At 66.0% G+C, this 13,918-nt stretch carries 9 protein-coding genes; 3 read left to right on the plus strand and 6 right to left on the minus strand.

The window, feature by feature from the left end:
- Positions 1-8: 8 nt before the first annotated feature.
- A complete protein-coding gene (gene rsxB / locus BTH42_RS04610; RefSeq protein WP_075296255.1) occupies positions 9-962 on the minus strand; it encodes an electron transport complex subunit RsxB in 954 nt (317 codons plus the stop codon).
- A gap of 241 nt (positions 963-1,203) precedes the next feature.
- On the opposite strand from rsxB, the gene BTH42_RS04615 reads away from it, so the two are divergent.
- Positions 1,204-1,836, plus strand: coding sequence for a TetR/AcrR family transcriptional regulator (locus BTH42_RS04615; RefSeq protein ID WP_075296257.1), 633 nt, complete (start codon positions 1,204-1,206; stop codon positions 1,834-1,836).
- 126 nt (positions 1,837-1,962) lie between these two features.
- On the opposite strand, the gene BTH42_RS04620 is transcribed toward BTH42_RS04615, so the two are convergent.
- Together BTH42_RS04620 and BTH42_RS04625 are read right to left on the minus strand one after the other, a co-directional pair.
- On the minus strand, positions 1,963-3,240 hold the full coding sequence (locus BTH42_RS04620; protein ID WP_075296259.1) for a polyhydroxyalkanoate depolymerase: 1,278 nt from the start codon (positions 3,238-3,240) through the stop codon (positions 1,963-1,965).
- A gap of 181 nt (positions 3,241-3,421) precedes the next feature.
- Positions 3,422-5,302: a glycoside hydrolase family 15 protein gene (locus BTH42_RS04625; RefSeq protein ID WP_075296261.1), complete on the minus strand. Its 1,881-nt coding sequence runs from the start codon at positions 5,300-5,302 to the stop codon at positions 3,422-3,424.
- Positions 5,303-5,544: 242 nt separating this feature from the next.
- Between BTH42_RS04625 and BTH42_RS04630 the strand changes: the two genes are divergently transcribed.
- Entirely contained in the window at positions 5,545-5,790 is a 246-nt protein-coding gene (locus BTH42_RS04630) for a hypothetical protein (protein WP_075296263.1), read from the plus strand.
- A gap of 355 nt (positions 5,791-6,145) precedes the next feature.
- Here the strand turns inward: BTH42_RS04630 and BTH42_RS04635 are convergent, their stop codons facing one another.
- A complete protein-coding gene (locus BTH42_RS04635; protein ID WP_075296265.1) occupies positions 6,146-6,298 on the minus strand; it encodes a DUF3096 domain-containing protein in 153 nt (50 codons plus the stop codon).
- A 427-nt stretch (positions 6,299-6,725) separates the two neighbouring features.
- Between BTH42_RS04635 and BTH42_RS04640 the strand changes: the two genes are divergently transcribed.
- Complete coding sequence (locus tag BTH42_RS04640; protein WP_256701785.1) at positions 6,726-7,907, plus strand: lactonase family protein; 1,182 nt, start codon at positions 6,726-6,728, stop codon at positions 7,905-7,907.
- Between the two features lie 116 nt (positions 7,908-8,023).
- Here BTH42_RS04640 and BTH42_RS04645 read toward each other — a convergent pair whose 3' ends face one another.
- Positions 8,024-13,129, minus strand: a complete 5,106-nt coding sequence (locus BTH42_RS04645; RefSeq protein WP_075296269.1) for a DNA translocase FtsK — start codon at positions 13,127-13,129, stop codon at positions 8,024-8,026.
- A gap of 83 nt (positions 13,130-13,212) precedes the next feature.
- Positions 13,213-13,749 (minus strand): META domain-containing protein, encoded by a 537-nt coding sequence (locus BTH42_RS04650; RefSeq protein ID WP_075296271.1) that lies wholly within the window; start codon positions 13,747-13,749, stop codon positions 13,213-13,215.
- Positions 13,750-13,918 lie beyond the last annotated feature (169 nt).

A 13,918-nucleotide genomic window follows, 5' to 3' on the forward strand; every position in this document is an offset into this window, starting at 1 on the left:
GGGTGGAGCTAGCGCGGGGTCGACGGCTTGGGTGGCTTCAGCGGCTCGGACGGCTCGCCGGGTTCGCCGGCGTTGTCTTTGCCGCCGTTGCCGTCTTTGCCGCCGTTGCCATCTTTGCCGACGTTGCCGTCTTTGCCGGCGAGGCCGAGACGACGCCGGCGGGCTTCCGCGGCGTCGATCTGCGCCTGCACGTCGGCGCTGACGTTGGCGGTGTTCTGCGGACCCTGGCCTTTCGCGGCCATTTCTTCCTTTTTCTGGCGCGCGCGTTCGAGCGCGGCCTGGATGATCGCGCGTTTCTTCGCTTCGGCGTCGTTCGCCGCCGGGGCTGCCGGTGTCGGCGCCGCGGTGGACGTAGTGGACGAGTCGGACGTGCCGGCAGCCGCGTCGGCCGCTTCCGGCGCGGGCGCCGCGCTCGCGGCTCGCCGTGCCGCCGCACGCGCTTCGGCCGCGTCGCGTTCGCGCGCGAGACGCGCTGTGCGACGGTCGTGGCGCTCGCGCGCGGCGTCGGCCTGGTCCTGGCTCCACGCGGCCCAACCGGTCGCCTCGCCGGTAACGGACGGCGTGGCGATGCAATCGACCGGGCAGGGCGGCACGCACAGATCGCAGCCGGTACACAGCTCGGCGATGACCGTGTGCATCTGTTTCGGTGCGCCAACTATCGCGTCGACCGGACAGGCTTGCATGCACAGCGTGCAGCCGATACACACCTGTTCGTCGATAACCGCCACCGGCCGCGGGCGTTCGACGCCATTGGCGGAATTGAGCGGAATCACCGGTTTGCCGAGCAGCGCGGCCAGACGCGCGATGCCTTCGGCACCGCCGGGCGGGCACTGGTTATAGTTCGCGTCGCCAGTAGCGACGGCTTCGGCATAGGGACGGCATGCGGGATAACCGCACTTCGTGCATTGCGTTTGGGGCAGCAGATCTTCGATGCGATCCGCGAGTGTTTTGACGTCTGTCACGGTTACGGCGTGGGGGTTTGCCATGCTGATGCACGGCCTGAACTAAATAGCACATTATCGCCGATTTCCCCAATTGCCATTCGCAATCCATGTGCCATAATCGAAGCGCTTTTTTCGAAAGACCGCAGAAAAGGGTGTGTTCCCCAACCATGACGCGCCCGTCAACGCCGCCATAAAAAGGCCCTGGAGAGAGGCCCGGCGGCGCGATCCGGATAACGCGGCTCACGAAGACGATGCCACCATGAATCAGCCGAAAATCAAAAGAGATCCTGAAGGCACGAGGCGCCGAATTCTGCTTGCGGCGGCCGAAGAGTTTGCAAATGGTGGGCTATTCGGCGCTCGCGTCGATCAGATTGCCCGCCGCGCGGAAACCAATGAACGCATGCTGTATTACTACTTCGGTAGTAAGGAGCAGCTATTCACGGCGGTACTCGAGCATGCGTTCAGCGCACTCAACGAAGCGGAACGCACGCTCGAACTGAACGGCGTCGCGCCCGTCGAGGCAGTCACGCGGCTGGCCCATTTCGTATGGGACTACTACCGCGACCATCCCGAACTGCTCAGGCTGATCAATAACGAGAATCTGCACGAAGCACGCTACATGCAGAAGTCCACGCGCATCCGCGAAATGATCTCGCCGATCGTCGCGACGCTCGGCGGCATTCTCGAACGCGGTCAGCGCGCCGGGCTGTTCCGGCAGAACGTCGACCCGTTGCGTTTCTACGTGACGCTGTCGGGAATGGGCTACTACATCGTGTCGAACCGTTTCACGCTCGAAGCGACGCTCGGCCGCGATTTCAGCAGCGCCGCCGAACGCAGCGAAGTGATCCAGATGAATACCGAGTTGCTGCTTGCGTACCTGTTGCGCAAGTAGCGGCCGGCTCGTATTGTCCGCCGCGCTTCTGCCGCGGCAGACAATCAGTATCACGAACCAAGCACCCAGAAATGCCGACGGCCTCCGTAGAGGCCGTCGGTTTTTTCATGCTTGCCGCTCAGACGTTCAGGCTTCGACTTTTTCCTTCGTCGTCCTTGTCGTCTTGTTGTGCTCGAGGATGAAGTCGCGCAGTTGCGGATAGATGATGGTGCGCCAGCGGCGGCCCGAGAAGATCCCGTAGTGACCGCATTTTTCCGCGGTGAAGTGACGCTTGTTCTTCGCCGGAATGCCGCTGCACAGTTCTTGCGCCGCGAAGGTCTGGCCGTCGCCGGAAATGTCGTCGAGTTCGCCTTCGATCGTAAACAGCGCGGTCGTCTTGATGTCCTGCGGCCGCACCCGTTCGCCGGCCACGTCCCACGTGCCTTCGGCGAGACGGAATTCCTGGAACACCACGCGGATCGTTTCGAGGTAATAGTCGGCGTCCATGTCGAGCACCGCGTTGTACTCGTCATAGAAGCGGCGATGCGCTTCGGCGTCGTCTTCGTCGCCGCGCAGCAGACTTTGGTAGTAATCCCAGTGCGACGCGGCGTGACGTTCCGGATTCATCGCGACGAAACCGGTGTGCTGCAGGAAGCCCGGATACACCTTGCGGCCCACGCCCGGATAGTTCGGCGGCACCGTGAAGATCACGTTGTTCTCGAACCACTCGTACGAGTGCTGGGTGGCCAGCGAGTTGACCGCGGTCGGGCTCTTACGGGCGTCGATCGGGCCGCCCATCATCGTCATCGTGCGCGGGGTGTCTTCGCCGCGGCTCGCCAGCAGCGAGATTGCCGCGAGCACCGGCACCGTGGGCTGGCACACCGAGATCACGTGCAGGTTCTTCGCGCCGATGTGGCGGATGAAGTCCTGGATATACGCGATGTAGTCGTCCAGACGGAATTCGCCGGCTTCGAGCGGCACCATGCGCGCGTCGATCCAGTCGGTGATGTAGACCTTGTGGTCCTGCAGCAACGTGCGCACGGTGTCGCGCAGCAGCGTGGCGTGGTGTCCGGACAACGGTGCGCAGACCAGCACGACCGGCTCGTCTTTCAATTGGTTGACAGCGTCGCTGTCGTCGGCGAAACGCTTGAAACGCATCAGACGGCAGAACGGTTTCTCCACGATGGTCTGCTCGACGATCGGGATGTTATGACCATCCTTAACAATCTGATGGATGTTGAACTCAGGTTTTTCGTAGTCCTTGCCGAGCCGGTACAGCAATTCGTAACCGGCGGACAGGCGGGTGGCGCCCGGCACATAGGCCAGCGGACTGGCCGGATTCGCGAATGACTTCGACGCGGCCTGTGCCCAGGCGGTGAGGGGGCTCAACATCGCCCGCTGGAATTCATGCAATTGATAGAGCATGGGTGCTCCGTTGAAAGCGGTTCGCATTGGGCTTCGCAAACACGCACGATGCGTTGCGGCGGGCCATTTTTGGTTGTTGGCACATATGTTTTTGGCCGACAGTCGAGACGATGATATCGAACAAAGCAATTTTGTGCAACGCAACAATTTCCGCGTTCAGTGTACGCAAACTGTCACCGGCTCATGCTAGTGGCGATGTTGCTGCGCCGCTATCAGGGCTTGCCTGAACCTCAAGCTCCATCGCGCGGATGCCGTTATGCGGCGGCTGGCCGGTCGCCTGCGCCATTTCCTGCTCGTGCTTCATCAGGTTCAGTCCGGTGTGCACCAGCGCGACGTGCGAGAACGCCTGCGGGAAGTTGCCGACCTGGCGTTTGTCGATCGGGTCGTATTCCTCGGCCAGCAGACCGACGTCGTTGCACAGCGCGAGCAGGCGCTCGTACATCTCGGTCGCCTCCTTCACGCGACCTTGCAGCGCGAGGTTGTCGACCATCCAGAACGAACACGCAAGGAAAGTGCCTTCCCCCGGCGGCAGGCCGTCGTCGAACTCGGTGGTGCGGTAGCGCATCACGAAACCGTCGTGCATCAGGTTCTGTTCGATCGCGGCGACGGTGCCCTTGATGCGCGGATCCTTCGGCGGCAGGAAGCCGAGCAGCGGCATCAGCAGCACGCTCGCGTCGAGCTGGTCGCTGCCGTACGACTGCGCGAACGCGTTCAGATCGGCGTTCCACGCCTTGTTGCAGACTTCCGCGTGAATCGTGTCGCGGATCGCGCGCCAGTCGTCGAGCGGGCCGTCGAGCTTGAACATTTCGGCCGAGCGGATCGCGCGGTCGTACGCGACCCACGCCATCACCTTCGAGAACGTGAAGTGCTGGCGCCCGCCGCGGGTTTCCCAGATGCCTTCGTCGGGCTCGCGCCAGATCGTCGCGAGGTGTTTGAGCATCGCGCACTGCACGCTCCACGCGGTGTTGTCCGCCTGCAGGCCGCCGACCCGCGCCAGATGCAGCGCGTTCATCACTTCGCCGTAGACGTCGAGCTGGCGCTGGCCGACCGCGTTGTTGCCGATCCGCACCGGCTTCGAGTCCTGATAGCCGGGCAGCCAGTCGATTTCCGATTCGGGCAGGCGACGCTCGCCGGCGATCCCGTACATGATCTGCAACTGGTCCGGCGCGCCGGCCATTACCCGGCCGAGCCAGCTGCGCCACGCGCGCGCTTCGTCGTAATAGCCGCCGCGCATCATCGCGAGCAGCGTGATGGTCGCGTCGCGCAGCCAGCAGTAACGGTAGTCCCAGTTGCGCGAGCCGCCGATCTTCTCCGGCAGCGAAGTGGTCGGCGCCGCGACGATGCCGCCGGTCGGCTCGTAGGCGAGCGCTCTCAACGTAATCAGCGAGCGCTGGATCTGCGCGGCCCAGCGGCCCTCGACCGTGCTGCGCGCCGACCATTCGAGCCAGTGCGTCTCGGTGCGCGCGAGCGCGGTGTGCGGATCGCGCGCCGGCGGGATGCGCAGATGCGACTGCGCGTACGCGAGCGAGAACGGCACGCGCTCGCCCGCGCTGACGGTGAAGTCGGCGACGGTCTTCATGTCCTCGCCGCGCAGCTCGACCGGCGTGCGCAGCACCGCGTTGTCGGGGCCGACGATCGCCTTGATGCCGCTGTCGTTCCTCAGCTTGTCGACCCACGGAATCGAGAAGCCGTAGTCGAAGCGCAGCACCAGCTCCATCTTCATGCGCACGGTGCCGCGCTTGCCGACGACGATCCGCACCATCTCCGACCAGCCGTTGCCGGGCGGCATGAAGTCGATCAGCGTGACCGCGCCTTCGGGGGTTTCGAAATCGGTTTCGAGGATCAGCGTTTCGCCGCGATAGCGGCGCGTGATGGTCGGCGCGGTGTCGGTGACGGGGGTCAGCAGCCAGCGGCCGTTCGCCGGTGTGCCGAGCAGCGCGGCGAAGCACGCGGCGGAGTCGAAGCGCGGCCAGCAGAGCCAGTCGACGGAACCTTCGCGGGAGATGAGCGCGGCCGTGTGGCCGTCGCCGATGAGTGCATAGTCTTCGATGAGTGCGGGCATGGAAAACGTGTCGTAGAGCGAGTCGTTATTACGGATGTTCAGGACTGCTTCGTCCTCGATGGACGTTATTACCGGACCATCATCTGCTTTGTCTGGTGCACCGCACACTACGGCAAAACGTGAGTTGGTAAACGTCAAATCCGTGCTTACAATCGAACTTCATGCCGATACCCGGTGCTCGCCGGGTTGCGAATCGGCCTTGCTCATGGCGCATGCAGACGCCGTTTCCGAGGACGAAAGCTATGCTGAACCCTTCGAAATCCGATTGCATCACGATTCTCTCGGCCGCCAGCCAACTTGGCGACGATTCCTTGTTGTCTCTCGATCATGACCGGCTCGGTTTGAGCCGCAACTGCATGCTCGCCACCGCGTCGTTTCTGATCGAACGTGCGTGCTTCCGGCGCTATCAGGCAGATGACGGCCATTATGCCGTCGGCCCACTGTCGCTGCAGGGACGCCTGCGGCTCGACCAGCTCGCGAACGGTTAAATCAACGGTTGTACTGAAGATTCGCTGACGGATCGTCGGCGTTGCTTCGCCGCGCGTTTGCATTTGCGTTTGCATTTGTTTCGTAGTCCTGTCGTGCGGGTTCGACCGTAGCCGATCGTTTCCTTTCGACCGTGTCGCGTGGCTTCGGCCGCGCGACGCGGCGCATCCATTCGCGCATGCTACGCGCTGCGCGTATCCCGCGTATCCCGCGTATCCCGCCTCTCTCGCACCTCGCTCGCTGGTCCACGCGTTCACACACGCGTCATACACGTGACATGAATGCAGTTTGCGGCCCGCCGCGCAAGCACGCGGGGAGCGGACGCAAAACTCGCGCCCGCTGCCGCGAGGCGCGCCGTCATAGATGCGACGAGCCCACTCCGAAGATTCCAATGACGCCGATGATGATCAGATAGAGCGCGACGATGTAGTTGAGCAGGCGCGGCATGATCAGGATCAGAATGCCGGCGATCAGCGAAACGAGCGGGCCCAGGCTCAGAGTGACGTTCATGGAAACTCCCTAGGTGAAGCGCGTAACACGCGATTGAAAAACGGCCCCGCGACGCGGAACCGGAAAGCTGCCGGCGCGGACCTTCTGGCAAGCGGCCGCGCGGTCAGTCATACCGCGGCACAGGCAGCGGGCGGATTCGCTGCATGTGCCGACGTAACGCTCTTATACTGGCTCCCACAAATAACAACGCACCATCCACGTTCGATGCGCGGCAGACCAGACACCGTTACCACCCATTGCACCGTTTGCAACCGACAATCGATGTCGAGGAGGTCTCATGCTTCGTAGTCGCCGTGCCGCTGGGCGGGTCGCCGCGCGCCCCGTTTCGAGCCCGCTTTCTGCTTTTACTTCCGTTTCTGCGATTGCTTCTATCTCACGTTGCGAGCCCCAGGTTCATCGGGCTCGCGCGGTGCGCGCCGCCAGCACGATGATAAAAGGTTTCATGCTGACGGTCTCGATGCTCGCCGCGCACGCGTATGCGCAAGATTCCGGCCCGGTCCCGGCCGATGGCGTCTACATGATGCTGGTCGGCACTTACACCAGCGGCAAGAGCGAGGGCATTTATGTCTATCGCTTCGACACGAAGAGCGGGGCGGCGACGCCGGTGTCGGTCGCGAAGACGGTCAATCCGTCGTTTCTGGTGGTGAGCCGCGACCGGCACTTCGTTTATTCGGTGAACGAACTGCCCGGCGACGACGGTCCGGCCACGCAGCGCGGCGGCATCAGCGCATTCGGCTTCGATCCCGCGCGCGGGCAACTGACGTTTCTGAACAAGGTGTCGTCCGATGGCAATGATCCGGCGCATCTGAGTCTTTCGCCGGACGGCAAATATCTGCTGACCGCGAACTACTCGGTCGCCGCCGATCCGGGCGGCAGCTTCGCGGTGTTCCCGCTGCGGGGCGACGGTCAGGTCGGCACGTCGGTGCAGACCGTGCATCACGAGGGCAGCGGTCCGGTGAAAGGGCGCCAGGACAGCTCGCATGTGCATTCGACGGTGTTCTCGGCGGACGGCCGCTACATGTTTGCGCAGGACCTCGGCGCCGACAAGCTGTACTCGTACCGCTATACGCCGCAAAACGGCGGCACGCCGTTCGCGGCGACCGATTGGGCGTACACGCAGATGAAGGCCGGTACCGGCCCGCGCCATCTGATCTTCGACAAGGACGGCCGGCACGCGTACCTGACCAGCGAACTCGCGGCGACGGTCAGCAGCTTCGACTATCAGGACGGCAAACTGAAGCTCGTGCAGAGCTTGCCGCTGAGCCCGGCCGGCTTCAAGGGCGCGGTGGGGGCGGCGGCGATCCATCTGTCGCCGGACGGGCGCTTCCTGTACGCGTCCAATCGCGGCGACGCGAACGAGATCGTGATCTTCTCGGTCGATTCGTCCAATGGACACCTGAAGCAGATCGGCCGGCAGTCGACGCTCGGCAAATCGCCGCGCGAGTTCGCGATCGATCCGACCGGCCACTGGCTGATCGTCGGCAATCAGCTGAGCGACACCGTGTATGTGTTCAAGCGCGATCCACAGAGCGGGCTGCTCGATCCAACGCCGAAGCAGCATTTCGATCTCGGCGCGCCGGTCGATTTCAAGCTGGTGTCGCCGTCGTGACAGATGGCGCGCGGCGGCTTTGGTAGCGGCGCGCGCGGGTCATAAAAAAACGGACCGCTCACGAGGTGAGACGGTCCGTTTTTTATGGCGGCCGGCGATCGGGCAACAGCTGCCGCTTACTCCGCCGGCCCCGGCGCCAGCACTTCGCGGCTGCCGTTGATGCTCATCGCCGACACCAGCCCGGCCGTTTCCATCTGCTCGACCAGCCGCGCCGCGCGGTTATAGCCGATGCGCAACTGCCGCTGCACCGACGAAATCGACGCGCGCCGCGTGCGCACGACGAACGCAACCGCTTCGTCGTACAGCGGATCGGCTTCCGCATCCGGCGATTCGCCGAACAGGTCCTGAGCGGCGCCGCCGTCGCTGGCCGGGCCGTCGAGGATGCCTTCCTCGTACTGCGGCTCGCCGAACTGCTTCAGGTATTCGACGATCGCATGCACTTCCTCGTCGGCGACGAACGCGCCGTGCACGCGCTGCGGGTAGCCGGTGCCCGGCGGCAGGAACAGCATGTCGCCCTGACCGAGCAGCGATTCGGCGCCCATCTGGTCGAGAATCGTGCGCGAGTCGATCTTCGACGACACCTGGAACGCGACCCGGGTCGGAATGTTCGCCTTGATCAGGCCGGTGATCACGTCGACCGAGGGCCGCTGGGTCGCCAGAATCAGGTGGATGCCGGCCGCGCGCGCCTTCTGCGCGAGGCGCGCGATCAGCTCCTCGATCTTCTTGCCGGCGACCATCATCAGGTCGGCGAGCTCGTCGATCACGACGACAATCAGCGGCAGCGGCGCGAGCGGCTCGGGCGCATCGGGCGTCAGCGAGAACGGGTTGCCGAGCTTCTTGCCCTTGGCCTCGGTGTCGCGGATCTTCTGATTGAAGCCCGCGAGGTTGCGCACGCCGACCGCCGACATCAGCCGATAGCGCTTCTCCATTTCGCCGACGCACCAGTTCAGCGCGTTGGCGGCGAGCTTCATGTCGGTGACGACCGGCGCGAGCAGGTGCGGAATTCCTTCGTACACCGACAGTTCGAGCATCTTCGGGTCGATCATGATCAGGCGCACTTCTTCGGGCGTCGCCTTGAACAGCAGCGAGCAGATCATCGCGTTGATCGCGACCGACTTGCCCGAACCGGTCGTGCCGGCGACCAGCATGTGCGGCGCCTTGGCGAGATCGGCGACGACCGGATGGCCGGTGATGTCCTTGCCCATCGCGAGGGTCAGCTGCGAATGCGAGTTCTGGTAGACGCTCGCCTCGAGAATTTCCGACAGCCGGATGGTCTGCCGTTTCGCGTTCGGCAGTTCGAGCCCCATGCAGGTCTTGCCCGGAATCGTCTCGACCACGCGGATCGACGTGAGGCCGAGACCGCGCGACAGGTCCTTCATCAGACCGACGATCTGGCTGCCGCGCACGCCGAGCGCGGGCTCGACCTCGAAGCGCGTGATCACCGGACCGGCCGATGCGCCGACCACCGTCACCGGCACCTTGAATTCCTGCAGGCGCTGCTCGATCAGCAGGCCGGTTTCGATCAGCTTGTCCTCGGAAACCGGCTCGACGTCGGTGTCGGCGCGGGCGAGCAGATCGAGCGTCGGCAGTTCGACCATCGATGCGGCCGGCGCGTGGAATTCAAAGCCGTTGACCGGCGCGTGGCCGCGCATCGGGGCGCGGGCGGCGGCTTGGTCGGTGGGCGCAGGTGCGGCTGCCGGGGCTTCGGGGAGTGCCGGGCTGGTCGGTTGGCCGAGCGGATGAGTCACCGGGTTGGCCGGATCGGCAGCCAGTACCGCCGGCGATCCAGTGAGCGCCGGGATGGTGGCTTCGCCGACCGGTTGGGGCTGTGCCGTGGACGGCGCGGCAGGCAGTGCCGTCGGCGATGCGATGCTCGGTGCGCCGGCGGCTGCGCTGACCGGATAAGCCAGCGACGTCGACGGTTCTGCGATCGTTGGAGCCGTCGGCGTGAACGATGCTGGGCTCAGTCCGGTTGGGTGAACAGCAGGGGTGTCGTGCGCTGCCGGGGCCGGCGGAAGTGACGGTTGCGTCGCTTCATTTGTCGGTGCGCCGTCGCTCTCGATACGCGTCGCGAGCGGGTTGGACGCGGGCGGCTCGATAGCGCTCGCCGGCGCAACCGAAGCAGGCTGCGCGGCAGGCGATACCGCTGCCGCGTGCTGCGCCGCCGCCTGCCCGAGCATGCTTTCCCACGGCACCAGCGTTTTGTCGATGACGAGTTCGGCTTCGGGTGCGGCCGGCTGCGGGAGGTGTGCTGGCTGCGCGGGCGTGGCGGTGGTGGTGTCCGCGACAGGCGGGGTCGGCGCGACCGGCGCGACCGGCGTAACCGGCGTCACCGGCGTCACCGGCGTTGCGCCGGTGTTCGCTGCCGGTGTCGTTACGGGCGTCGCTTCGTCCAGCCAGGGCGCAGTGGCGATGGCAGGCGTCGGCGCGGCAGCGGTTTGCACCGCGTTGAGCGCACGGCCGGCCGGTTCGCTGGCAGGTTGCGGCGCGACCGGCTCGCTCGCGGATAGAGCAGGGGCCGGCTGGCTTTCGTGTTCGTTGTGGACGGCAGTTGCCGGGTCGAGCGCGTCGTCGTCCTCCGGCAGCGAGTCGTCTTGCGAAATCTCGTCGTGCAACTGCGCCGCGAAACGCTGGAACGGCGTCGGCGTGGTTGCGGGCGAGTGGTCCGGCGTGTCGGCCGACGAGGCGGTCTGGGCCGCCGCCGATACAGCGACTGCCGAGCCGATCGGTGCCGCCACCGTCGATACGGGTTCCGCGGGCGCGGGCTCAGCAACCGGCGCGACAGACGCGGACTCGGTGTGCACCGGCACGACCGGCGCAGGCGTTTCAGGTAGGGCTTCGGCCGCTGCCTCGTTCGTGACTTCGGTCTCGATGTCGGCGGCAGCTTCCGTTGCGATCGGAGCAGGGGACTCGATTGCACCTGTCGCTTGTGACGCAGTCGCCGGCTGAACGTGGATGACCGGCGGTTCGGTCGGCCATTGCGCCACCGGCTCAGCGGTGATTTCCAGCGGTGTATCGATGGCGTCCGGGGTCGGTGCGTGCGTTGCCTCCGCCGGCGCTGCTTGCACGGGTTCGGCGGGAATGGGTGCTTCTTCGAAAGACACTGCTTCGACCGGTACCGCATGAACCGGCGTGATTTGCATCGGCTCTGCTTGAAGCGGCGTTGCATCGACAGGCGCTGCCGCGAGCGGTGCCACTTGCACCGGCTCGACTTGAATTGGTGTCGCTTCGAAAGGCGCTGTCTCGGCCCATGCATGGACCGGTGCTGCTTGCTCCGGCTCGGCATGAATTGACGTTGCTACAACAGGTGCTGCCTCGAACGGTGCGGCATAAGCCGGTTGCGCTTGCATCGGTGTTGCTTCGACAGCCGTCGGTTGGACTGGCGCGGCGTTCACCGACTGCGCTTGCACCGGCTCTGCATGAACCGAAGTCGCATCGATATGCACCGCCTCGATCGGTGCGGCATGGACCGGCATCGTTTCGACAGGCGCGACTTGGAGGATCGGTGCGACTTGAACCGATGCGGTTTCAACAGGCGCTGCTTGACCCACCGTAGCCGCCCCTGCCGTTTCCTGGCTCTGCACCGCGTCAACCGGCGCGGTCTCAACCGGCACAGCCTCCACCGCCGCCTGCACCGGCACCTCTACCGAAACCACAGACTCAACCGTCTGCCCAACCGCCTCCAGCGACCCCGGCTCCGAAGCAACACCCCCAACCAGCTCACCCGCCCGGATCCCCACCGCCGGCTCCACATCACCGACCTTCACAGCATCGCCAGCACGGCTACGCGCGAGGCTCACGCCGGCCATATCGGTCCAGCGCGCGGCGTTTTCCGCGATGCTGCGCAGCGTCTCCTGGACGCTCGCGGGCGGGGTGACCTGCGGCGCGTTCGACAGCGGCCGGGTAAACGTAGGCGCGCTCCGGCGGGTGACCGCCGGCGGCGTGGCGCCGCTGTTGCGCGTGACCTGGAACGGCTGGCGCGGCGCCGCACCACGATTGAGCGGCGCGCCCGGCTCGGCCGGGCGTTGCAGCGACGATGGCCGGTCGCCGCGAGTCGCCGCATGCATGGATCCCGTGCCCATGCCGATACCGGCGCTCGCCGCCGACGAACGCGCGGCCATCGCCTGCGCGGCGCGCGGCGACACACCCGACGCGCTGGCAGCCGTCGCCGCCAACGCCGCGCTGGAGCCGAACGACGCAGCCGGACGCGCTTCACCCGCCGCACGGCGGCCGGGCAGTGCCACACCATCGCGAGCCGCGGTAGCGGAGCCCGCGGCGGGCACAGCCGCCGAACCCGTCAGCGCCGAACCCGCGCCCGCAGCACCAGAGCCCACACGCGGCTCAGCCGACCGCAACCAACCCGCCGGTGCAACCGGCTCGGTCGGCACGAACGGCGCCGAAACCTTATCCGCGAATTTTTCTGACGACGTCCGGTCCGCCCCAAGCGCCTGCGTTTGCATTGACGACATCGAGGCCGCCACACCCGCCGCACCCGCCGAGCGCGGCGTCGCGATCGTCCCGGTGCGCAACACCGGTTCGATCTGCCTCACCGGCCCACGCGCGCTACCGTTGCCGCCGCCCGCATCCGCGCGCCAGCCCGAGCCGGCGCCACGCGCGTTGGCGTCCTTGCCGCCGGCAAGCCCAGCGCCGCCAACCCCAGCCGCACCAGCGGCCGAAGCCGCACCATCGCGCGCCCCACGCCCACCAGCGGGCGGCCGCCACACGGTCGGCCGCGCATAACGCCCGCGGCTGGTTTTCGGCGCCATCGTATTAGTGGCGGGCAGCGCATGCGACGGCGCGGCATCGTCGACCGTGCGATGACGCCGCGCTTCCTCGTCGCGCTTCGCGAGCCCGCGCGACAGACCGAGGCCGAACGCGCCGTCGGCCCACATCGCCACATCGCCCCAGCTGAAATCGATCAGCCACGGCAGGCTGATCAGCAGCAGCGCGAGCGCGGCGAGCGGCGTGCCGATGTGGCCGAGCAGATGGCCGAAGCCCGCGGCGAGCGCGTGGCCGAAACCGTTGATGCCCACCAGATCGAGCAGCGACGCCTCGAGCGTGCAACTGGCGATCAGCACGCCGACGAAGCCGAGCCACAGCCGGATCGTGCCGGGGCCGCGCAGACCCGCGCCGCCCGGCAGCACCGACTTCACGACGCGCCACAAGAGGGGAAGAAACCAGACGGCCGACCCGCCGAACCAGCCGAAAACTACCGTGTGCATACCAGACATCTACGAATGACCGACCGCGCGAGCGCGCAACCCGTCGAGTTTAAAAGCGAACCGTCGCACGAGCGAGGTTGGCGTCATTGGTCGCTGCGATCGAACACCAGCGTGTCGCCGTTGTCGAGGATCAGTTGCATCTGTTGCGGCGCGCGCATCTGCACGCCGGTGCGGTCGATGCGCGCGAGCGCATCGAGGAACGGCCGTTCGAGCTCGCCGGCCGGCGACACGCACGCCTTGCGGGTGCCGGCGAGCGGGCCGAAGCTGAGCTTGCCGTCCTTCAGCGCGTAGGTTCCGGCGAAGCGGTTGCAGCCGGAAAAGCCGCTCGCGTGACGCTTGCCGCCTTCGGTCGAGAGCGCCAGCGTGAGCGGGCCCTGATCTTTCGACGGCACCGCGCGCGCCGCGCCGTCGGCGCTGTTCCATGAACTGAGCGTCCAGCTGGTGTCATCGAGCAATTGCGCGGCGGCGGGATTGAACGGATCGGGCGGCGCCGCCGACGCATCGGAATGGTGCGGCATCGCGCAGGCTCCCAGCAGCGTGGCGATGCTCAACGTGGCGGCGGCCGTGCGCAGGCACGGGGCGACACGCGCGAGACGTCGCGGGATGGAGCGGGTGAGCATGGCGGCGGTCCTCTTCAAACTGGCGAAGGCGTAAGGGTAACGTACTAAGCTTGTCGTGCGCGAGCGCAGGCGTGCGGCGAGGCGCTCGCAGTCGCCCCGCGACCGTCTGTCCGATCACCGCGTGCCAAGGGGTCCGCATGTTAACATCGCGTCCTATCCAATCCCACTC

This window comes from Burkholderia sp. SRS-W-2-2016 (genome assembly GCF_001931485.1).
Classification (GTDB): Bacteria; Pseudomonadota; Gammaproteobacteria; order Burkholderiales; family Burkholderiaceae; genus Paraburkholderia.